The sequence below is a fragment of the Chryseobacterium lathyri genome (genome assembly GCF_030812195.1).
Lineage (GTDB): Bacteria > Bacteroidota > Bacteroidia > Flavobacteriales > Weeksellaceae > Chryseobacterium > Chryseobacterium lathyri_A.
The window spans coordinates 56,170-76,946 of record NZ_JAUSSF010000001.1; the positions used below are offsets into that span (position 1 = coordinate 56,170).

The 20,777-nt window shown below is 33.9% G+C and carries 21 protein-coding genes; 6 read left to right on the forward strand and 15 right to left on the reverse strand.

Going from position 1 to position 20,777, the window contains the following annotated elements; genetic code table 11:
• Nucleotides 1–4 precede the first annotated feature (4 nt).
• Both J2T03_RS00275 and J2T03_RS00280 read right to left on the reverse strand, forming a co-directional pair.
• Nucleotides 5–280 carry a hypothetical protein gene (locus J2T03_RS00275; protein ID WP_307208784.1) on the reverse strand — a complete coding sequence of 92 codons (276 nt, stop codon included), beginning with the start codon at nucleotides 278–280 and terminating at the stop codon, nucleotides 5–7.
• Nucleotides 281–283: 3 nt separating this feature from the next.
• Complete coding sequence (locus J2T03_RS00280; protein ID WP_307208785.1) at nucleotides 284–616, reverse strand: hypothetical protein; 333 nt, start codon at nucleotides 614–616, stop codon at nucleotides 284–286.
• A 475-nt stretch (nucleotides 617–1,091) separates the two neighbouring features.
• Here J2T03_RS00280 and J2T03_RS00285 point away from each other — a divergent pair, with 475 nt between their 5' ends.
• Entirely contained in the window at nucleotides 1,092–1,622 is a 531-nt protein-coding gene (locus tag J2T03_RS00285) for a hypothetical protein (RefSeq protein ID WP_307208786.1), read from the forward strand.
• A gap of 486 nt (nucleotides 1,623–2,108) precedes the next feature.
• Here J2T03_RS00285 and J2T03_RS00290 read toward each other — a convergent pair whose 3' ends face one another.
• The 8 genes from J2T03_RS00290 to J2T03_RS00325 all read right to left on the reverse strand — a co-directional run bounded on the left by J2T03_RS00290 (nucleotide 2,109) and on the right by J2T03_RS00325 (nucleotide 12,532).
• Nucleotides 2,109–3,095: a hypothetical protein gene (locus tag J2T03_RS00290; protein WP_307208787.1), complete on the reverse strand. Its 987-nt coding sequence runs from the start codon at nucleotides 3,093–3,095 to the stop codon at nucleotides 2,109–2,111.
• Nucleotides 3,088–4,677 carry a hypothetical protein gene (locus J2T03_RS00295; protein ID WP_307208788.1) on the reverse strand — a complete coding sequence of 530 codons (1,590 nt, stop codon included), beginning with the start codon at nucleotides 4,675–4,677 and terminating at the stop codon, nucleotides 3,088–3,090. Before J2T03_RS00295 ends, J2T03_RS00290 begins: the two co-directional genes overlap by 8 nt.
• Nucleotides 4,678–4,826: 149 nt before the next feature.
• The gene (locus J2T03_RS00300) at nucleotides 4,827–5,696 is read right to left on the reverse strand and encodes a hypothetical protein (protein WP_307208789.1); all 870 of its coding nucleotides are present in this window, start codon (nucleotides 5,694–5,696) and stop codon (nucleotides 4,827–4,829) included.
• Nucleotides 5,697–5,721: 25 nt separating this feature from the next.
• Complete coding sequence (locus tag J2T03_RS00305; protein WP_306846251.1) at nucleotides 5,722–6,333, reverse strand: hypothetical protein; 612 nt, start codon at nucleotides 6,331–6,333, stop codon at nucleotides 5,722–5,724.
• The gene (locus J2T03_RS00310; RefSeq protein ID WP_306846250.1) at nucleotides 6,318–7,823 is read right to left on the reverse strand and encodes a hypothetical protein; all 1,506 of its coding nucleotides are present in this window, start codon (nucleotides 7,821–7,823) and stop codon (nucleotides 6,318–6,320) included. Before J2T03_RS00310 ends, J2T03_RS00305 begins: the two co-directional genes overlap by 16 nt.
• A 282-nt stretch (nucleotides 7,824–8,105) precedes the next feature.
• Complete coding sequence (locus J2T03_RS00315; RefSeq protein ID WP_307208790.1) at nucleotides 8,106–8,708, reverse strand: hypothetical protein; 603 nt, start codon at nucleotides 8,706–8,708, stop codon at nucleotides 8,106–8,108.
• A gap of 9 nt (nucleotides 8,709–8,717) precedes the next feature.
• Complete coding sequence (locus J2T03_RS00320) at nucleotides 8,718–10,559, reverse strand: PAAR-like protein (RefSeq protein WP_307208791.1); 1,842 nt, start codon at nucleotides 10,557–10,559, stop codon at nucleotides 8,718–8,720.
• Between the two features lie 89 nt (nucleotides 10,560–10,648).
• Complete coding sequence (locus J2T03_RS00325; protein ID WP_307208792.1) at nucleotides 10,649–12,532, reverse strand: type VI secretion system Vgr family protein; 1,884 nt, start codon at nucleotides 12,530–12,532, stop codon at nucleotides 10,649–10,651.
• 381 nt (nucleotides 12,533–12,913) lie between these two features.
• Between J2T03_RS00325 and J2T03_RS00330 the strand changes: the two genes are divergently transcribed.
• Together J2T03_RS00330 and J2T03_RS00335 are read left to right on the forward strand one after the other, a co-directional pair.
• On the forward strand, nucleotides 12,914–13,510 hold the full coding sequence (locus tag J2T03_RS00330) for a methyltransferase domain-containing protein (protein WP_306846245.1): 597 nt from the start codon (nucleotides 12,914–12,916) through the stop codon (nucleotides 13,508–13,510).
• Between the two features lie 389 nt (nucleotides 13,511–13,899).
• Complete coding sequence (locus J2T03_RS00335) at nucleotides 13,900–14,508, forward strand: NADPH-dependent F420 reductase (protein WP_307208793.1); 609 nt, start codon at nucleotides 13,900–13,902, stop codon at nucleotides 14,506–14,508.
• Between the two features lie 164 nt (nucleotides 14,509–14,672).
• Here J2T03_RS00335 and J2T03_RS00340 read toward each other — a convergent pair whose 3' ends face one another.
• Nucleotides 14,673–15,257, reverse strand: coding sequence for a Crp/Fnr family transcriptional regulator (locus J2T03_RS00340; RefSeq protein WP_306846243.1), 585 nt, complete (start codon nucleotides 15,255–15,257; stop codon nucleotides 14,673–14,675).
• A gap of 218 nt (nucleotides 15,258–15,475) precedes the next feature.
• On the opposite strand from J2T03_RS00340, the gene J2T03_RS00345 reads away from it, so the two are divergent.
• Entirely contained in the window at nucleotides 15,476–15,928 is a 453-nt protein-coding gene (locus J2T03_RS00345) for a nuclear transport factor 2 family protein (protein ID WP_307208795.1), read from the forward strand.
• Between the two features lie 149 nt (nucleotides 15,929–16,077).
• Nucleotides 16,078–16,737: a hydrolase gene (locus J2T03_RS00350; protein WP_306846241.1), complete on the forward strand. Its 660-nt coding sequence runs from the start codon at nucleotides 16,078–16,080 to the stop codon at nucleotides 16,735–16,737.
• Nucleotides 16,738–16,883: 146 nt separating this feature from the next.
• Here the strand turns inward: J2T03_RS00350 and J2T03_RS00355 are convergent, their stop codons facing one another.
• The 4 genes from J2T03_RS00355 to J2T03_RS00370 all read right to left on the reverse strand — a co-directional run bounded on the left by J2T03_RS00355 (nucleotide 16,884) and on the right by J2T03_RS00370 (nucleotide 18,345).
• A complete protein-coding gene (locus J2T03_RS00355) occupies nucleotides 16,884–17,024 on the reverse strand; it encodes a bacteriocin-like protein (protein WP_306846240.1) in 141 nt (46 codons plus the stop codon).
• 197 nt (nucleotides 17,025–17,221) lie between these two features.
• On the reverse strand, nucleotides 17,222–17,548 hold the full coding sequence (locus tag J2T03_RS00360; protein WP_307208796.1) for a helix-turn-helix domain-containing protein: 327 nt from the start codon (nucleotides 17,546–17,548) through the stop codon (nucleotides 17,222–17,224).
• 23 nt (nucleotides 17,549–17,571) lie between these two features.
• Nucleotides 17,572–17,901: a hypothetical protein gene (locus J2T03_RS00365; RefSeq protein ID WP_307208797.1), complete on the reverse strand. Its 330-nt coding sequence runs from the start codon at nucleotides 17,899–17,901 to the stop codon at nucleotides 17,572–17,574.
• Nucleotides 17,902–18,156: 255 nt separating this feature from the next.
• Nucleotides 18,157–18,345 (reverse strand): hypothetical protein, encoded by a 189-nt coding sequence (locus J2T03_RS00370; RefSeq protein WP_307208798.1) that lies wholly within the window; start codon nucleotides 18,343–18,345, stop codon nucleotides 18,157–18,159.
• A 754-nt stretch (nucleotides 18,346–19,099) separates the two neighbouring features.
• Here J2T03_RS00370 and J2T03_RS00375 point away from each other — a divergent pair.
• Nucleotides 19,100–20,668 carry a helix-turn-helix domain-containing protein gene (locus J2T03_RS00375; RefSeq protein WP_306846236.1) on the forward strand — a complete coding sequence of 523 codons (1,569 nt, stop codon included), beginning with the start codon at nucleotides 19,100–19,102 and terminating at the stop codon, nucleotides 20,666–20,668.
• The last annotated feature ends 109 nt before the right edge of the window (nucleotides 20,669–20,777 follow it).

Sequence of the window (20,777 nt, forward strand, 5' to 3'; positions counted from 1 at the left end):
AACTTTATTGAATATTTTCATTTAGAATTTTTCCTTCATAAATACCACGATTAATTTCCCTTATTAAATGGAAGTTATTCATTATAATAGTGTTATTCGTATTATCAATATTTATTATATCTTCAATAACTGTCCTTGAATTTCTTGTTGCTAGCAATTGTTTAATTATTTCAAAATTTGATTTATATATAAGTCTTACATTAACTAATGCTTCAGATTTATTGAATTCATTTAATGCTGCTAAAATATTATTATTTAATTGATTTTGAAATTCGTTCATAATTTAGATTACTTTTGTTGAGACTAAGATACTGAAAAGCCATTCTTTATTTTCACCCTGCGAGTATTCACAATCTTCCATATCAAATCCTATTTTGTGATCATCAATATCTGGAAAAATGTGTCGAATTTTTATATCGGTTATTTCATAAGTTTTTTCATTTTCTTCAATAGGTTCAAATTTTAATTTTTGACCTATATAAAGTTTGTTAATTTTTTCATTTGAATTTTGATCGATAATAAATTTAAGCATTTCGCTGTCGGAAGTGGAAAAACATTCTCCATTTTCACAACTGAAAATAAATTTTACGAAATAAGGAATTTGTTCAAGTTTCATTTTATGTAGATTATTGGTTTATATTCAAATATACAAACTATAGTTATTGATGTTTTACGACTTCCCGTAAACAACAAAAATAAAGATCATTTTAAGATTTTGTATCCGTATTTTCACGGAATTTCGACATAAAAAATCCCAACTCTCGTCAGGATTATTTAAATAAAGGATCATTAAAAAATTCTTGTAATGTAATTTTTAAAAGTCTACAAAATCTTTTTATGGTATAAATGGTCACTCCTCTTTCACTTTCTTTTCTAAGCCTGCTTTACCACACATAAAGTATCATGATCTATTACAATGGGGTGTACAACCTATTGCGGCTTTAGGGTTTTTAGAAAAACACAAATTCTATCATATTACCCTTGGTTTGTAGGGGCAGGAAGTTCAGGCATTATCACGACTTCCTCCTTTACAGCCAGCAAATTAAAAAAACACACATTTATTTTTTCACCTATTAAAAAAATATAAACCCATGAAAAAGAATAAAACAGACTTTGACACCCGGTTTTGGGCAGTTCGCAGGAAGCATTCCGGACTCCAGCTGATGGAAACCTTTTTTAAGTTCAACGACCTGGCTGCATCTAAAGAGAAACTCAACAATATTATCAATTGCGCTGTAAAAAGGAATAGCTGGATCAAAGAAGATCCGGCTGTTATCCTTCAGTTTCGGCAGTCTATACAGTTGTTTGTCCGTGCCGGTTATCTCATCATGCTGAAGGAAAAGAAGTGGGTCGCCAATACTCAGTTGGAAATGATCTCTCCATTGGCTCTTGGCTTGCTGTCGGAGAAGGAATACCAGAATCCTCTGTTGGTCTTTAAAAAAGCATTCAGAGAATACAGTGTACAGGAGTTTGATTATTTTATGTCGGGAATGGTCTATTTTTCAATGGGTGTCTATGAGAATCTGCCGGAAAGAAATCTTGTCAATCCATACATTCATCTGCTAAAAATGCTGGATGCTGCACATATTATTTTGGAAAGGAGAGGGAAGAAGTACAACTAGGAAATATAATTTTTTTAACGCAAAAATTTAATGTAATCATGTGTAAAGTAGCAGGCAAAGGGAGAATCAATCCTTGATTGATTTGATGAAGCGAACGTTTTATCCATCCGCTTCATCAACGATGAAGCCGCAACTCTTGCTTTTCTTAAAATCATCAGGATCTTAAAAAAACTTTGCGTTGAAAAAAGCTTGATTGAGTCTTCAGTGTTTCTGCCGGAAACCAGAAAACGAAGCTCATGCTTTGTCGGGAAATCGCAAAGGCGCAAGGTTTTTAAGCTTTATGGGTAGTTTAAGGCGCAAAAAAAATCAAAGATTTTCAGGTATTTATTAAATTATGGAATAAGCGGGATTCAATTTTATCGGAGATAAAATCTTTGCGTCTTAAAACGTTTTTTTGAATATAATTTTGCGTCTTTGCGATGTTCCAACTAATAGAAAAAGTTTTACAGATTGAGGCTTTACTTAACATCAGCTAACCAACCTGCTTTAATGAAGTTCTCGTTTTTCTAATACGCCTTCCCGATACATTTCCGTATAGATCAATTGTCCTTTTTTCCTTGTATTTAAGATAGGTTCTCCTGTTTCTTCATTATATTTTTGCAGTAATTTATAAAATTTCCATGTTCCGGTTGGTAAACCATTTTTATACTCTGCTTCCAGATAAGTATAGGGGTCCGTAAATTCCGGATATTTTTGTAAATCCATAGATCCGTTTGATTTGGTTTCTATCCATTTTCCTTCTTTATGATGGTCTTTTACCATGCCCTGTTCTTCATTATTTTTATAAGGACCATCCTTATCGTAGTATCTGGCAAACTTTCCGGAGGGCAGAATCTGGTATTTCTGTAAAGGTTTTAGTGTAAATGGATCTTCACTAAATTCATAATCCTGAAGAGAAATGATATAGTTTTTATCGATATTAAATAAAGTATAGTTTGCAAACCCCATTTCTCCCTGATGATTAAGGTATATTCTCTTCATATCGACAAGCTTACCGTTCTTCGTTGAAACCAAATACATTTTTTCAATAAATGGTTCGGCATAACGAACGGTATTATAGACCGCCATAAAGTAGATTGAATAGTCCTCATGACACAGAAAATCAGAGGCTATTTTAATCTGGTCATATTTTTCATTGACATTTTTGCTGAACGGCAGGAAAACATCATATTCTTCAGGAAGTAATACGAGATCTTTTTTGATTACTTTTTCAAATTGTAAAGCATTGAATTCCTTCAATTTATTTTTATCTTGTATGGCAGACAGAATGGAGTCAACAGTTATTCGTTTTGAAATATCTGAATACCCAAATGGCAGATTGATACAATCAGCTTTATTGGTGTTAAAGAAAACTGATTTTTTATCTGTGGAATGAGGTTCTGTGCTTATTGTCTTATTTTCTGTTTGAGCCTTACTGTAGCAGGAAAAAAGGAAAAATAAAACAGCAAAACAAGCGATATTAATTTTAGGCATATATATCTAATATTGGGGTGAAACCGTGAACATGCAAATGATTATTATGTCTTGGAGTGGCGGTATGGGTGGTATGTGGTAACCGTGTACTGGCATTGTCTGCCGTACTAGTATTTGAGGTGTTGGAAAAATTTTCTGACCGGCCTGATCCAAATCCAAAATCAAAAAGAATATTCCTAAGAATGACCTGATTATCATAATCAAAATTTGCTGCTGCAAGGACTGTATTGACTCCATTTTGCTGAGTCGTTAATAAATTCAAATCTCCCGCTTCTCCATTTACATGTTCTGCACTGGGATAACATGACGCATCAGAATAAGAAAATCCTTGAGACACAATATAATGCGTGTGTCCTTCCTGCCTGAATTGTGCCAATGCTCCTAAGAAACCGGCAAATAAATCCGGCTGAACGCTTCTTCTTCTGGTATGCTGAAATCCATACCGAATAATGACGCCATTTTGATTATAATTGAATGCTTCAAAAATCTGTGGTCCTACACCATTATTCGCTAAAATATCCATATTGACCAGCTCGACATTTCCCGGTTGATTGGCGTACCATTTGTCCGTGGCTCCATCACCAAGGGTTCCGTTGGAATACACCAATAGCTGATGAGCATCTATATTTTCTCCGGCAGTTCTGTTCGCTGTGAAATCTATTGTTTGCAAAAGATTTCCTCTTTGGGCAAGCGGTGGAATAGCATTGACTCTTCTTTTTCTGGTTACACTTTCTTTAGTTCTGGCACAGATCCTGTGCTCATTATCGTTTTGATCGTGATAAAAAAAGATAACTTCAGTGGAATGATTATTCAGAACTTTCTGAATCCTCCTTCTTCTTGATGGGTTTATGCTAATCTCTTGTAAGGTATTGTATGTATTACTGCCATGGTAAATAGTGTATATATTTCTATTAACCACTCTGAATCTTCCTCTGTCATCATTTAGGAAAACACCGGCTCCGTTTACTTCTTCCTGTCCCTCTCCATAGGCACAGGGGTTATTGTCTGTTCTTTCTACCGCCACTTCCAAATTAATACTGCCATCTGCCAGCCTTCTGGTCCAGTCATCAAAAATAGCTCTTCCATCAGGCCTGAGCTGCAACTTAATAATGGCTTTATTGATATGGTCATTTAAATTACCATAATGATCATGGCTGCCTTGTCTGTTGTTAAGAGCGTCAAAATTCCCTACCTGTACGGTAAACAGCCTCTGTGCCTCATATCGGTCAGGAGATACAAAACGCATTAATTGTAATGGATCTGTATTTTCTGTCATTGTATCTGCTGAAGGTCTTATCACGGCATCTATACTCAAGGTCGCCATATTACTGGTCTCTATGATCAGATACACCGTTTTTCCTAATATGGAATCGTATGGTATATTTTGATTCTGGTGATCTTGCTGCATATGGGCAGAATCAATTTTTGTGAAATTTACTCTTGTTCCATTGTCTGTTGTCGTTTTCTTGGCAAAATAAACATCACTGATACGCTGTAACGAATCATCGGGAGTATCCGGAGCCAATGGACCGTTTAAAGTTTGTGTTTGCCCGGAATCTGTTATTGTAATACGTGTCGCCATTTTAAGATTTTTCTTTTTTTAATACGGGAGTTTTTGATATTTGCTGACGAGGATTATCCATGATTTTATTTCCTTAAATGAAGTAAGGCTCAGTCCATCCAAATTTTTCATCGATTTGGTTCTGCATTTCTTGAATCCATTCTGTTTTTTTAAAGTTCTTCATAGCTTATCTCTTTTATATGATAGATGATTTTCTTTTGGTAGTTTTCCCCCAGAGAAAATTCTATGGTAAGTTTATGCTCCAAAACTTCTTTTGTTACAAAATCTAATAAAATCTGGCCTTTATATTTGTCCAGTTTTGGAAAATCTGTTTCACTGTTGTATACTATTCCCTTTCTTTTCATTTCTCCATAAAGCATTTCCCAGTTTTTTTCTGAAGGGATATTGCCGGTGTACTGTAACAGTAATAATTCATCATCACAACGCATGGCCTCCGTTTGTACGCTTTCGTCTATATCTATTACAGTATTGGCCATAAAATTACGGTAGCGTACACTATGCTTTATCTGATTCTCCTTCTCATATCTTCCATAAAATTTATGGAGGATCATTCCAAAATGAATATTTTTTAAAAAGTCTTTACACACTAAATTTTCCTGTTGGTAAAATGCTTTTAAAAATTGATAAGAATCTTCTGCCTGTTTGCCAACATAGGATCTGGAGAGCTTTTCTACCGTTTTTTCCAATCTATCCTGAAGAATTGACAATCCCTGTAAGTTTTTTAAATGGCCATATTCGTCCGTGATGAGTACTACATCATTATTGACATCTGCAATTTTTTCTAAAAAATCCTTTTCGGACAGTGATAGCTCCTTATCCCGATGAACTCTGTCAAAAATTTCGATATGATATTCAAACCTTTCTTTTTCTAAACGTTTCAGTGTAACATGAAAAATTTTGTTGAGTTCACTTCTGTGAGTTTTTCCATTGATAGTAGTATACTCATTATAGGAATAGCGATAGAATTTCTTTCCTTCCAAAAGGTTTAATTTAATATCTATGGGAAACACTGGCTCCATAATTTTTCACTCATTATACAATTTGCTATTGCCAATTAAATTTTGCATTTATTTTCTTCTTTTCTAAACATTCCTGTACACTATATTTTGAGGGACACAAAAAACAATTTTTATCAGAATCTATAAAATAGCGATTCAAATTAATCTCCCGGTTATAAGACAATACATGACCGGCATCTTTTTCACATATTGAAGTGGCAGGATAATCAGCATAGTCATTTTCGGCAATTTTATGATGATTAACTACGGAACTGATTCTGCTTATCCGGGTAATAACCATACTGTTTTTATTTTTTTTAATCTTAAAAATGTATGAGTCAGCATTATAAAGACTGTTATATTTGATCACCAACCCGTTTTTCGATTGATCTGATAAAAGCTCATAATCCTCCTGAAAAATATCCTTATTATTGATATTGTTTAAAGAAGCAGGTATTTTGAATGTAAGATTTCTGCCACCTATTTTTAATGTTCTTAAAGCATAACAGCTATCGCACTTAACATCGGCTGCCTGGTTGATAAATCCTACTTTTTTCTTATTCTGTACAACCGGAATATCGTTACTCACTGAAATACTCTGGCAGCTTTGCAGAGAATAAAAAAGGATGAAAAACAGGTATATTATTTGTTTACGCATTCTGTATCATATTTAAAAAATTCTTTAGTCCATTTGGTGTAATTCTTTCTTTCAGCTATATTGGTTTGCCCTCCATTAATAGCCGTTGTTACTTTTTCAACATCAGAGTCCTCTAATCCATTATCCATCGCCTTAATAGTAGCTGTTTTATAAATGGTGGAATACCAGCCGGCAGAATTAAACGCATGGAATAAATTTTCGGAAATGTTTTTAGCGTATGTTTTTAAATCTTCATAAAAGGCTTCAGTAAGCCCTTTTTCCCGAGCTTTGGGTCTGTTTTTTACACACTCCCCAACGCTTTCATAGCCGGATCTGGAAGCTATATAAGTATCATAATGGGTCGTATTATTTACATAGTCATAATAAGCCAGATAATTATAATCATGGGTTATTTGTTTCATCCCTCTTCCCTGGAAAGCTACACCGCCTTTATAATTATCCGGTACAGAGTCTCTGCTTTCATAGGTATAGGTGAAACTTATGGTTTCCAGATACATTTGACCCAGAAAATGAATTTTTCTTTTGCAGGTTTTAATTTTGAACTTCTTAAACATGGTATTCATTTCATCGGTAAATAGTTTTATTTTATCTCTGTTTTCCGAGATCTTTCCGCTGGTAATACTGATAGCCGTTATTTTTTCTTTACCACTATTAAAAAATGAATCTCTTTTTGATTTGTAATTTTGCTTATCCCTTAAATGATAAATGAGGTCTATCATCTCATCCACTGTGATATCTCTGTTGCAGTAGCAGGGAGTTCCTGCAATCTCAAATCTTTCATTGTCTTTATTTAAAAACTCATGCGTGTCATCCGGAAATATTGCTGTATCCTGTGTTTCTTTTACTTCAGCTTTGAAATATAAAAAGGCGTTTACATCTTCTCTTTTGGCAAATTTCTCTATCAGTTTCTTTAGATCTTCATCACTTTTGGGACGTAGAGTTATTTCTTTTGCATATACCAGTGTTCCGTTGATAGTGAATTCTATTTTGCTTTTTTCTTCTTCACCATCTAAAAACTTTACAGGATTCTCATATACGTTTTCTGTATTTTTTAATTTATTTTCATGGATCTCAACAGATAGCTTTCCGCTGGTTCCCTGACATTCTGCCACAACCCATACTTTCTTTTTAATGGTGCTGCTGTTTATTCTCTCAAAATCAAAATCCGGACTGCCATCAGTTTTTTTTGCCTGTACTTCTTCTTCCCAGGTAATTTTCACCGATTCTTTTGCGGTTAATTTTATAGAATCTTCCTTATCAGCCTTGATATTCCTTCTTCCCTTTTTTTCATACTTCTTTTTTACATCAGATACCAGACCCCCACTTTTAACGGTATAAGTTTCTTCTTTGGTTTCCCAAGTCATTTTAGGAACCTGTTTCGCAAAATATATTTTCACCACATTTACTTCATGATCTACCTGGTGCGGTATGTCATAAGCCTTTTGATTGGGATTTACAGAGTAATCATCTTTTTGTTGTTCGTCACTCATAACATTTTATTTTGAGCTGATTAGTAAAAATCATTTGAGCTATTATATTTTATTTCTAAGTTTTAACTTTTAAAAATTTATCTACCAACAAAATTTATCTGATACTGCATATTCTGTACATTGATCAACAGTTTTCAGATTGCCTCCAACAATTTTATTCTTATAGAGTTTTCTTTCTTTAGTATCACTTACTCCGTTATTAAATATTTTCCTGTTTTATCCCATCCATAGAAAGCAGCTTGATTGAAAAAATCTGATACAAATATAAATTTGCATTCTTTTTCATTCATTTATTGTCCAAATAGCTTTTTTATCTTCTTCTAATTTCTTTTTATCTTCTTCATATTTTTTTAAACTATAGCTATTGTCAACTGGAAAATTATTTTTTTGTATTTCCATAGATTGAAATACTTTGGTAGGATGAATTGGCTTATATTTTTTGATTTTCCTACATCCATTTTTAGGGATGCAAACACCAATGCTATCAATCAGATTATTTTTTTTATTGACAAAATAATTTAACTGAACAAAAAAGTTATTTTCATTTTTAGCTAATTTTTCTCCCAAAAAATATTTAGAATAATAATTCCCTTTGTGATATCCAAAAATGACCCAAATATGATTTATATTATTCTCAGGAATATTATCTAAAATTATTTTATGGTAATTTTTCAGCTTGTCCGGACTTAGCTTTGTTGAATCCAGAATATTAATTTTTGATGATTGTATAAACTCATTCTTACTAAAACTTTGAATAAAATCCTTAAAAGGAGTTTTTGTATCATAATAAAAATGTCCTTCTCCTAAAATATCAACATTATAATGTTTTTGAGCATTATAAAGTACAGAGAAAATGATCAGTCCTAAAAAAATTAATTTTTTCATATTTATATTTTATATTCCTTTTCTCATCTCATCCCACTGCCATTTGTAGTATGCTAATCTTGTATTTCTATTTTTATCTGCTGAATCTTCTACATCTACTCTTACTCTTTCCGAATAATCCATAAAATTATCTGTGTGTCCTTTATAAAATCTGTATGGACTATTATCAAATAAATGCCATAATCCTAAATTATGTCCAAATTCGTGAGCAATTGTAGGATTGTCTAAGGTCTGCTCTGTGAAAAAGATGACAGTATTTCCAATTGGTTGTGCTGCTTTTAAATATGCAAGAGCATCTACATTTATTACCTTAATAGAAAATGATTCATTTCCTGCCGGATCCTTTGTAATAGAAAATCTTTCTTCTTTTTTTCCCATTTGAACAAAAATATTTGCAAAAAACATAAATTTATTTTTATCGTTTTTGTTTCTTACAGGGTTTTTATTAGTGCCGTTTTTTTCATATAGACTCATTAAATCATCTCTGAAAATTTCCAAATTTTCTATATCATTCGCAGCAATTCTTGAAGAAGCTTTTTTAAGAGAGATCTCTAATTCTTTCATTACTGAAGATTTCTCCAAGCTATATTTTTCTATTAGCGTTTTTTCATTTTCTTTATATAGTCGTAAATCAAAATCTTCAGGTGTTTTTACTTTACATTGAATCAGAGCTTGATTTAAAACTTTTGAATTTAAATATGCCTCCAAATCGCTTCCTCTTTTTCGTTTTAAAACTTTTGAACTATCATCATCGATTAAACAATCTACAATTGTTATATCTATATTTTTAATTTCATTGTTAGCATAGATGAACAATTTTCCTATCTGTTCATTTGTTTTTTCTTTATCACCATCTTTTAAAACTGTTTTTACTATAATTTCTGTGTCTTTTGATAATGCTTTTTTACATTTTATTATTATTCCTTTTTTAGCTTCTTTTATACTTTTTGCAATTTTAGGAGTGATTTCTACATCAGCATTCTCGCATTCAAAGTGAATTTCTATTTCAGAAGGTTTTTTTACTTTTTCATTTTCTTTAAAATCTTCAAATATTTCGATATCCAATTTAACACCATTGGTATGAGGAGAGTTCGGATAATCTATCGGAAACATAGATAACCAGCTACAGTAATAATCTTTTTGAAATCTAACAAAAGGTCTATATTGAGTTTTCAATTCTTCAAAATTTTCACAAAGAGGCGTTTTTGTAGCTTCAGCTTTTCCGTTAGGTTTAGTTTTAATGGGAGAAGGAGGATTGCTATTATTGTATAGAACTTTTTCCAATGGTTCAATATATTCTTCTCGTAACCAATCAAAACCATATTCTCCTTTGTAAGAATTTCCTCTTCTGAAATTGACCAAAAACTTATAATCAATTTCAGTTTTTGGTTCTTCTGGTGTTAAAATCCTCTCCACCTGAGGAATTGGTGTTGCTACAGCACTATTAAATTCAGGATCACAATTGATGCAGGATTCTTTTACTAAAACAGTTTGTTCCTGTATAATAGAGGTTCCCAAATTTTGCCACGGACTTAATTTTATAACACTCATACAGGGTGGGGGAGACATATTTCTTGCTGGCCATTTGGGATGTCCGCAAGTTCCTTTAAATTGAAGGTTTACCATGTTGTTTCCATCGCCTTCTGTTGCAAATAGCTTATCCTGAAGATTTATTTCATTAGAGGTAACTTTCAATTCTCCAGGCGCCTGAGCATAGGGACACTTCAACTTGGCTCCATGGATTACCATTTCTCTTTTTTCTGAAGGAGAATCTTGATTGGCTTTTTTTTGTTTCTCTGCTCTTTTTTCGGAAAGCTTTTGATCATGCGCTGAAGTATTTTGATCTTCCATGTGTTAAAATTTTGGATTGGATTCAATTGTCGAGACTGGAATCACATGTGCTGGGAACCAATGAAAATTTACTTTCATCCCGTAATACATTAGCCTTTACTTACTTTAACATCTTTTCCTCCCTGGAATACGGCCAATGATGTCCCTCTCAGTTTTAAGTCGCCTTTAGAGGTTTGTATATCGGCTTCTCCGGAAGTGCTTTTAAATTTATTACCGGTGCTTTCTGTTTGATCCTGTTTAACGGTAACGCTTTTGTTTTCAGAGGTCTGAGTGTATCTCTTTGTAATGGATTCAGTATGATCATTTCCAATATGCATGGTGCTATCCTTTCCAATCTTAGTGGTCATATTCCTTCCTACAGAAATCTGCATATCTTCTCCTGCTGTAAAAGTCATGTTTTTCGGTGCAGTAACATGAATATTACCCTGGCCATCCATAAAATAAGTATTCCCGCTTGGATCTTTAATGGTTACACTTTTTTCTGCATCATTCATTAAAACCTTAATACCGCTTCTTGTCTGTATAGACTTCAGATGATTATTCACTCCTCCGCCCAGGCCTACCTGCCCATGAAACATTCCACCCATGGCAAAAGGAAAATCGGGATTGTGGTATTCAAATCCCACCATAACCTGATCGCCAATCTCAGGAACCGCTACAAAACCCCTGTTTTGTGTTACGGCATCTGTTCCACCAGCATCTGGGCTCATCATTCTGATAAAGTGGGTAGTATCATTTAACTGCCAGTCAAACCGAACCTGTATTCTGCCCTGATTGAGTGGGTCTACATTGGATATAACGGTTGCCACCTGTGGCTCTGCTTTGGGTATTTCAAAATCAGGTTTTGGCATAAAGCCAGTCCCTTCAGCGATGGCCTCAAAGCTTCCTGTATAATATCCTCTTGCATCAACTTCGTGGGTCACCTCTGTAATCATAAGGGTTGTAAAATGGGAGGTTTCATTGCTTCCGGTCTTTCTCATGGCCAGATCTGCAACACAGCCAATATAGAGGAATGGAACTGTGGTGTGTCCTGTAACGGTAAAAACCTCTACTGCTTTACTTCCCCTTGCACTCTTTTGGGAATCATCCACATCACGGAACATGTTGGCATTAATGGGAGTAGGGGTCAGTGACCGGGTTGTAAAAATAGTGTCATTCAGTTCATAAGCTTTGGAAGATAATTCTCCCAAATGTTGTATGCGATCATCAGCACCTACCATTTTAGTATGGCTGCTGCTGTTATAGCCAAAGTATTCCGGTTTGGTGTGAACGGCTTTCAGTTCAACATTTACATCATTTACATTGCTTCCATACACCAGCAGGATAGGTTTTTCAGAAGACGGGAGTTTTCCAAAATGAAGGATTTCGCCGTCATAATAAAACTGTTCTCCGTAGGCTTCTGCAATTCTTGTAAGGTAATTGTAATGGGTTTCGTTGTATTGTGAGCTGTAACTGATATAACTTTTGTTTTGGGTATCTATCCTGAAATCAAATTTATTTGACCCTAAGGTCTCTTTAATAATCCGGTTGGCAATAATATTGGTATTCACCTCCTGGCTTCCTCCGAAGCTTTGGGTATGTGGAGCAGAATCCATCAAAATAGTGGGGCTTTTTCCTTTTAAAATAATATTTCCCAGACTCATTTTTTCCTGACTGAATGCTACTTTGGTAATGAGACCCACAAATGTTCTTTCAGGGCTTTGATTTTCAGCATCTTTATACTTAAAAACAATGGTGATTCTTTTTCCTAAAAACTTTTGAGCCTGTTCAAGGTTGTGGTTTTGTGCTTCGCCTAAAGAGTCATGAGCCAATACCAGTTCAAAATCATGATGCTTTCTTGCACTTTGCCGTAAACGAAAGTGCTTAAAGTGATTGACAGCCTTGCCCTCAACCACAATATCCAGTTTTACCACACGGTTGATGCCCGAAATGTGGTTTTCTAAAACTTTATCAGAATTCGAGGCGTTTTTCATAATATTTTGTGCGTTTTTTTGGTATTATGTCACCTAAGTTAGATAAAAATATGCTGCTAAATGTAAAATTTTATTAAATCTGCAAAATTGTAGTAAAACTACGATTGATTAAAAATCCGGCTCAAAGCAGCTTCAGATTAATGATCTAAAAATAAACTGCAATTATATATCTTTACAGAATATTCCAATATCGGGGAAGAAATTTTTATTAATACCAGAAACAAACCTGTTAAGGCGATTAAAATTATAACTGTGAATATTATTTTGAATAAAAAACCTCTCATATCAATACAGACCCATCTAGCGATTGGTTTTTGAGTATTTCAGCAGACATCCACATAAGCAAATTTTTAAATTACGAAGAATATATCCAACCTACCCATGATTTTTGAACAACTCAAATTAAATATTGATGTTAAAGACAGTACTTTTAATGAACTTTATCCCAATCATATAAAAGAATTAGCAAACCACCACTGGACGCCCATTGCTGTTGCCAGAATGGCCGCCGAATATCTCGCCGAAAAACCAGGTACTAAAATACTGGATATTGGTGCAGGTGCCGGAAAGTTTTGCCTGGTTGGAGCAGCTTCTACGAGGGCGGTATTTTTTGGCGTTGAACAAAGAGCCTCGCTCACCAAAATATCACAAAAAATAGCTGGCAGACATAAAATCACCAATGTAGAATTTATACACTCCAATATCAAGGAAATCTCTTTTTCGGATTATGATGCATTCTACTTTTTTAATTCTTTTTATGAAAATATAGATACTTCATGTTTAATTGATGATACGGTGCTGCCGGACAGAGATTTATATTATGATTATTCAGACTATGTAAAAGAACAGCTTGATAAAACTCCTATAGGTACACGCTTGGCCACGTATTGGAGCAAATGGGACGAAATTCCCAGCAGTTTTGATTTGACCGGTACTGCCTACAATGGATTATTGAATTTTTGGAAGAAAATTTCATGATAATTATAATGGCAATTCAGAAAATTTCAGCTACTGAAAGGATTTGCTGCCCAGAATAATAATAGAGATTTCAAAAAATATCAACCGTATATATGGTCCAAAAAGTATAGGACTTGCAGACCGGAGAGCCGCCATAGGCTAGGCTGCGAATGATTGACTAAAAATGCTCCTACTTTTGAATTTATTCTTTATAAGATTCAGAAACTTTCTTTTTTATTTAAACATAATAAGGATTAAAAGCCAGATTTGATTATTAAATCACCCATTTCTATTAATCCAGATCATTAATTTCAATTGATGTATATTAAGCTGATTTGGTGATTTGCATCAACGGCCTTCATTCTTCTTTCGGGTTACATTTGTCATATAAAAACTTAAAAATTATAGTTATGAAAAAAACAATCGGAATTATTGGCGCCGGTAACATCGGTAAAGCAGTTGCAGGTCACTTTTTAAAAGCAGGATACAATGTAACGTTAAGCAATAGTAAAGACCCTCTCACTCTTCAAGCAACAATTGATCAGCTAGGTAAAGGAGCAAAGGCAGGAACAATCCAAGAAGTAGCTGAATCCGATATTGTAATTTTGGCGCTTCCATGGTCTCAAATAGCCACTTTAAAAGATCTCAGAGACTGGAAAGATAAAATTGTGATAGATGCAACAAATCATTTTATTACCTATTATCCTGACTTTGCTGTTGAAGACTTGGGAGATAAAGCTTCATCAGAAGTTGTAAGAGATTTATTGGAGGGAGCAAGAATCGTAAAAGCATTCAATACAATATTCTTTAAAATTCTTGAAACTGATCCACATGTGGCTGGTGGAAATCGTGTCCTTTTTGTGTCAGGAGATGACACCGAGGCAAAAGATACAGTTAAAGAACTGATTACTGATATAGGCTTTGCACCGGTCGATCTTGGATCTCTAGCTGTAGGAAGTAAATTTCAACAGGCTAAAGGCGCACTTGCTACACTTAATTTTATCAAAATTCCTTCATAATTGTATCTGTGCTCAGTTATTTTTATAAGGTAATATTATGCTAGCCAACAACCTATTATCAAAGCAGCATTAAACAGGCTGCTTTGATTAGACCTCGATCTGAAAATTCCGATCAGGGTAAGATGTATTTAAGTACAAAAGTTTTCAGGAGAGGTATTATGAAATTATTTTGATAACAACTGTTTTCTTATGCGACTTAAAGTTTCAGGGGTGATTCCCAGATAGGATGCCAGCATTGTCTGTGGAAAGCGCTTTATAAATTCCGGATGGTGTTTCATGAGCTGCTGAAATTTTTCCTCGGCGGTATAACTTATATTCGCTTCTATTCTGCTTTGAGTTGCGATAAAATTTTTCTCGTCCAAAATATGGGCAAGCTTAAAAAAAACAGGTGATCGATCCATAAGTATCGAAATTTCTTCCTTGGTGGTTACCAATACTTCCGTATCTTCTACAGCATCAATATTATATTTTGACAAAGTTAAATTACTGAAGCTGTCGCGGTCACTCATCCACCAGTTCTCAATACCAAACCTGACAACGTTTTCAACACCCTTGCTGTTTATAATATACTGCCGCATAGCTCCCCGGACAATAAAAGCCATATATCTGCAGATACTGCCTTCATGAGATAAGAATTGTTTTTTCTTAATGACTTTAGCAGAAAACGCGTCTGTTACATGTTTAAATTCTGCATCTCCAATTTCAGATCCGGTCTTAGTATTGATATAAGCCCTAAGCGATTCGTGCATATAAATAAGTTTTATGTTATTGTGCCATATGCTGTAATTGCACAATAAAGCAAAGATAACCAGAACAAATAAAATAGAGAAATAAAGTATTGTGATAATTTGATTTATATCAAGTGAATTTCTTATTCAGGATCATTTTAGTTCCTGCTCTTTTACAACAACTTTGCCATAGAAAATTCAATGAAATTTTTTTGTAAAACTAAATCATCGATAAGAAAATGAAAAAAAAGATCTTAATGCTTACATTACTCATCAGCGCTTTTACTGTAGCTGCTCAGAATAAAAGAAATCTGGCCCGGGAAGCAAAAAACAAAAAAATTGCCGCCGACTTTTTTATCGTTTTTTACAATGATAAAAATATGGAAAAAGCAAAGAAAATGATGCACCCTGATTTTATCAATCATCATCCTTATTCCGGGAAGGGAATTGAGGCTACTGTATCGGCAGTGCAAGAACATTTATTCGGGAAGTTTCCTGATTTTAAAGTCAGTATAAAACGTATAGCTGCAGAGGGGGATTTGGTGTGGATACAATCCTATACACAGGATTTTCCCGGCGACCATGGTAAAATGTCTATGGATATATGGCGATTACGCGGTGGTCTTATTGCTGAACATTGGGATATTATCCAGGACATTCCCAATGATATTACACCTTCGTCCATGCATTGATAAGCATGGCGTTCAATACCAGCCGTTGATCTAAATCAAGTCATTTTCATAATACAGATCATTTCTCCAAACGGTCATAATTAACAACTTTACAGCGGTTCTACTCAAAACTAATTAAAATTAATCTATAACAATTTAAATCTTTCAATATGAATACAGAAAACAACACCAAAGCGGGTCTTAATGCTCTTTTAACACCAGACAACTGTGCATTAATCCTTATTGATCATCAGCCCTTTCAATTCGCTGGATTAAGAAGCCATGATACACAGACCATCATTAATAATGTTGTTGGTCTTACAAAATCTGCAAAGACCTTTGGCGTGCCTACACTTTTTACGACCGTCCTTGAAGAACGAGGCGGTCTGTTGATTAAACAATTGCAGGACGTTTTTCCTGATCAGAAGCCTATTAACAGAACATTTATCAATACATGGGAAGATTCACGCGTAGTTGACTGGGTAAAAGCGACCGGAAAAAAGAAAATTGTGATGGCTGCACTCTGGACAGAAATATGTCTTGCAATGCCGGTAATCCAGGCATTGGGCGAAGGATATGAGGTTTACATTGTAACCGATGCTTCAGGAGGCGTAAGTCTTGAAGCACATGAAATGGCAATCATGAGAATGGTACAAGCCGGTGCAGTACCTATCACGTGGACCGTCTTCGGTTCAGAACTTCAGAGAGACTGGGCCCGTACGGAAACAGTGCCTGCATTGGGAGAAATGCTTGTTGAGCACATGGGTAATGTAGGGACAAGTCTGACCTGGGAACTACAGTTACTGGCAACTCCTGTTCCTACAGTTTAATCAATACAGGACTAATTCTTCAAAGACAATATTATTCCAAGGAATTCTTTAAACCTAAGATCAAAGGTGTTACGGAATAAAATCCTATAAAGAAAACTGGTAAAAGTAAATAAAGGAGTGCAATGATGTTGCACTCCTTGTGCTTTTTAAGGCTCGAGTCCAGGAGTACCACAGGAATTATAAGGAACGCATGTTAATTTATCATTTACAAAACATAACCTAATACAATCTGCACCTCCAACAATTGCTTTTAATTCTGCTTTTTGAAGCTTTTTTAAATTTTTCATATTAATAATATTTTATGTTGTAGAACAAATCTCAAAAATAATTATTACATAATAGTATAATTAACACATTTTAACTTTTAAAAATTATTATTGTCACAATAGATAAAAAGTGATACACAAACTCCTAATTCCGATGCATAAGCATGAATGATTTTTTAATAGGGATCGGAAAAGATCAAAGATATTGATACCTCGTGTTATTGATACATCTTTCGCCATTTGGTCATAGTATTTCTACTCAATCCAAAGTGTTTAGCTACCTGAAGGTTATTTATTCTATGATTTTTCTGGTAATCAAGGATACGTAGGATATCTGATTCATTGTAGGAACGAAGTTTTTTATTCATTTTTTTTAGAGTTTGGTCTTTAATGCCAAATATTCTGTTATTCAGTTCCAAGATATCTAATGCGGAAAGCATCTTTTTTTCTAATAATTTTTCGCATTCTGCTTTCTTATGAGGAAATTTTTGTTCAATGATGTCTGAATAGATTAGTTTATAATTAGGTTGATTCTGTTTTTTCATTTCTGATTTCTGATTTGATGCTGTTATTTATTATGTTTTGTCACCCATTTGCATAAAGTGGTATAAGGGATTCTGTATTCATCTGTAATCTGGCGCTTGGTCTTTTCTTGCTTCTTTATCAGCTCCAAAATAAAGTCTATCATTTCCTGGGTATAGATGTTCTTCCTGAAACGGGGAAGTGTTGAGACATCGGATTCCCGGATTGGAGCAGAAGGCGGAGCATAGAGGATCAGATGTTGCGAATAGAGTCTGAAGAAATCATATTCAAGCAGTTTGCTCCACCTCAATAAGATATTAGTGGATAGATCTTCCTGCATGTACATTTCGTTGATTTCAATTTCTGTACATTTCATAAAGTTGCAGATTCGAGGTAAGTCAATATTGTTTTCCTTAACCCGTAGATGTATGAGCTTTCCGATATGAATATTTTTAAAATTTGAATTCATAAGCTGTATTTCTTTTAAAGGGGGAAGGTCATTATGGAGTGATTAGTTAATATCTGGGCGATATTAATTCCATAAATACCTTACAGTTAAAATATTATTATCAGTTTTTATCATTATCTGGTTTTCAGTACCTAAAATGTTTTAAGTATATACAATGCTGTATTACCGGCTGTAGCAATAGCAGTAGGTTTTTCCTTCAGCAAAGGTGATGATCGTGGCAACAGTAAGAATCGTTCCTGCATTGACACTTTTCGATACCTTTTGTTCTAACATTTCTACATCGTCACGAGATATTCCAAAAATATTATTGTTGAATGTAGTGTTGGTTGCCCGTTCCATACTGTGTTCCATCTGTATTCAGATAATGGTCAGTATTTACTTGTCCCAGCGTAATACCATATTTAACCGAAAGTTGACTAACAACAATAGAAACAAGGAAAATCTTCTCCCTCCAATTGAATGCAAAGAGAAGAGTTTGTTCATCATGTTATTTTCAGAATCGGTTGTCATTTTGGTGCAATATTAGGGGCTGCCACAATACCTGTACAAACTTAATACTGGAATAATTCGGAAATTTTCATGTGCTGTTTAATGTATTTTACAAATTTTATATATTGAAAATCAATTAGTTGTATTTATGTTGGATTTAAAGACAATCCCAAATAGGTATTGGCATTTTTGGGATTTATATTTCATTAAATTTGTGCAAATGATAATTATGGATAGGAATTGTAGTATGAAAGGATTAATTTCATGAGGATTAATAAGTAAAATCTATTTATTTTTTATTTTTTTATATAGCATTTGCACAAAATATAAAATGGGTGGATGATTTATGACGAAAGATAATTAAACAAAAGGAGATCCTGTTGCTTCAATTAAAACCTGTATGGAGAAAAGATAAAGTTTGGAGAAGTAATTTGATTGAATGTTTTAATATTTTGATTGTCAGTGTATTGAAAGCTAATAACTCACTATAAAATATAATTTTATGTCTAAAAAATTATCTTTGCGGATATCTTACCCTGTTTGGAAAGGCGGTAATCAGTTTTTTCAAAGATTGTACACTGTTTTTATCTCTTTGTTGTTTTTTCTTTTTTTCTCCATGGCAAATGCGGAAACAATTTTATGCCCTGAAAATAAGCAGATAGATCAATTAATAGATCAGGCAATTTCTCTTAACAGCAACGGAAAAAGTAAAGAAGCTCTCAGATTGCTTCAAAAGGCTAATGGTCTCGCCAAGTCAGTAGGGTGTGAAAAAGGAGAATTGAATACGATTCAAAATATAATGTTGGTCTATTCCCAATTGTATGATTATAAAAAAGCTTTGATAATATCAAACCAAGTCAGAGATCTGGCAGTTCATCAGAAAAATTATAAAATATTATCTACTTTATATTGTACAAGAGCAACCTTATATGAAAATCTGGGTCTATATGATGAGAGCCTAAAGGAGTATGAAGCCGCATTGAAATATGCAGAACTGATTTCTGAAACTGATAAGAGACATTATCAGATGTCTTTTGTGTATTATAATATGACCCCGTATTTTCAGGGACGGTCAGATAAAAAGGTTTTGTATTACCTGGGAAAAAGCAGGACAGAGATTTTGAAAGTAAGTGATAATAGTAAAGACGTTCCTTTAAAGAAAAAGGTTGATATGTTGATATATGTAAATATGAATCTGGGAATTCACTACAGGGATTCCAAAAACAAAGAAAGGAATGTCAAGCTGTCTGAATTTTATTTTACGGAAGCTTTAAAACAGCTTGATTTAGTTAAAGGGGAAATAAATCCGGATACAGAAATAGATTTATATCAGGCTCTTCAGGAGTTTTATCAGATGAAAAAAGATTACAGGAAAGCAATAGAATATGGAGAGAATATGCTGGCTTTGGAGAAGTCCAACAGCATGCCTTATAACCGGAGAGTAGGATATATGGTATTGGCAAAATCTTATCTGGGAATTGGTGATAATGTAACCTCTCAAAAATACCTTGATCTTTTTTCAAAATTGAATGACAGTATTAATTCCGTTGAAAAGCAAGCCGTGGAAGCTCCTGTCAAAAAGATGATTTCAGACACTAAAATCAATGGCGAGAAAAAGATTAAGAGCATTGCTGTTATTTCTTCTGTTACTCTTATCCTTATTACCGGAGGAATGTTGATATACCGAAGAAGAAGTCATAAGATTATTCATAAAAAGTATGAAGATCTGATTGCTAAAATACACCGTGAAAACGAGATCAATAAAATAGAACCCGCCTCGGAAAAGAATAACAAAAGCAATGAAATAAAATCCTCTATCACGATTACAGATGAAACAGTAAAGGTCCTACTTCTTAAGCTTGAAAAATTTGAGACCTCAAAGAAGTATCTTCGGAAGGATTTGAGTCTTACCTGGATGGCCAATAGCCTTGCTACCAATCCAAAATATCTTTCAGAAGTGATAAAAACCTATAAGAATCATAACTTCACAAGCTACATTAATGAGCTTCGTATCAACTATATCATTAAGAATCTTTATGAAAATCCAATCTATAGGGAATATAAAATAGCCTATTTGGCAGAAGAGTGCGGGTATGTTACACCAAGGGTTTTTGTCAATGCTTTTAAACAGCAGACAGGTTTTACACCTTCTTATTTTGTGGAACAGCTGAAAGTTTCAGGATAATGTTTAACCTATTTACAATTTAATTATAACAATGAAAATTGTAAATAAGAATAAGTTAATTCATTGATTATAAATAAAAATATGTACAGATTTTCCTAAACCTGTGCAT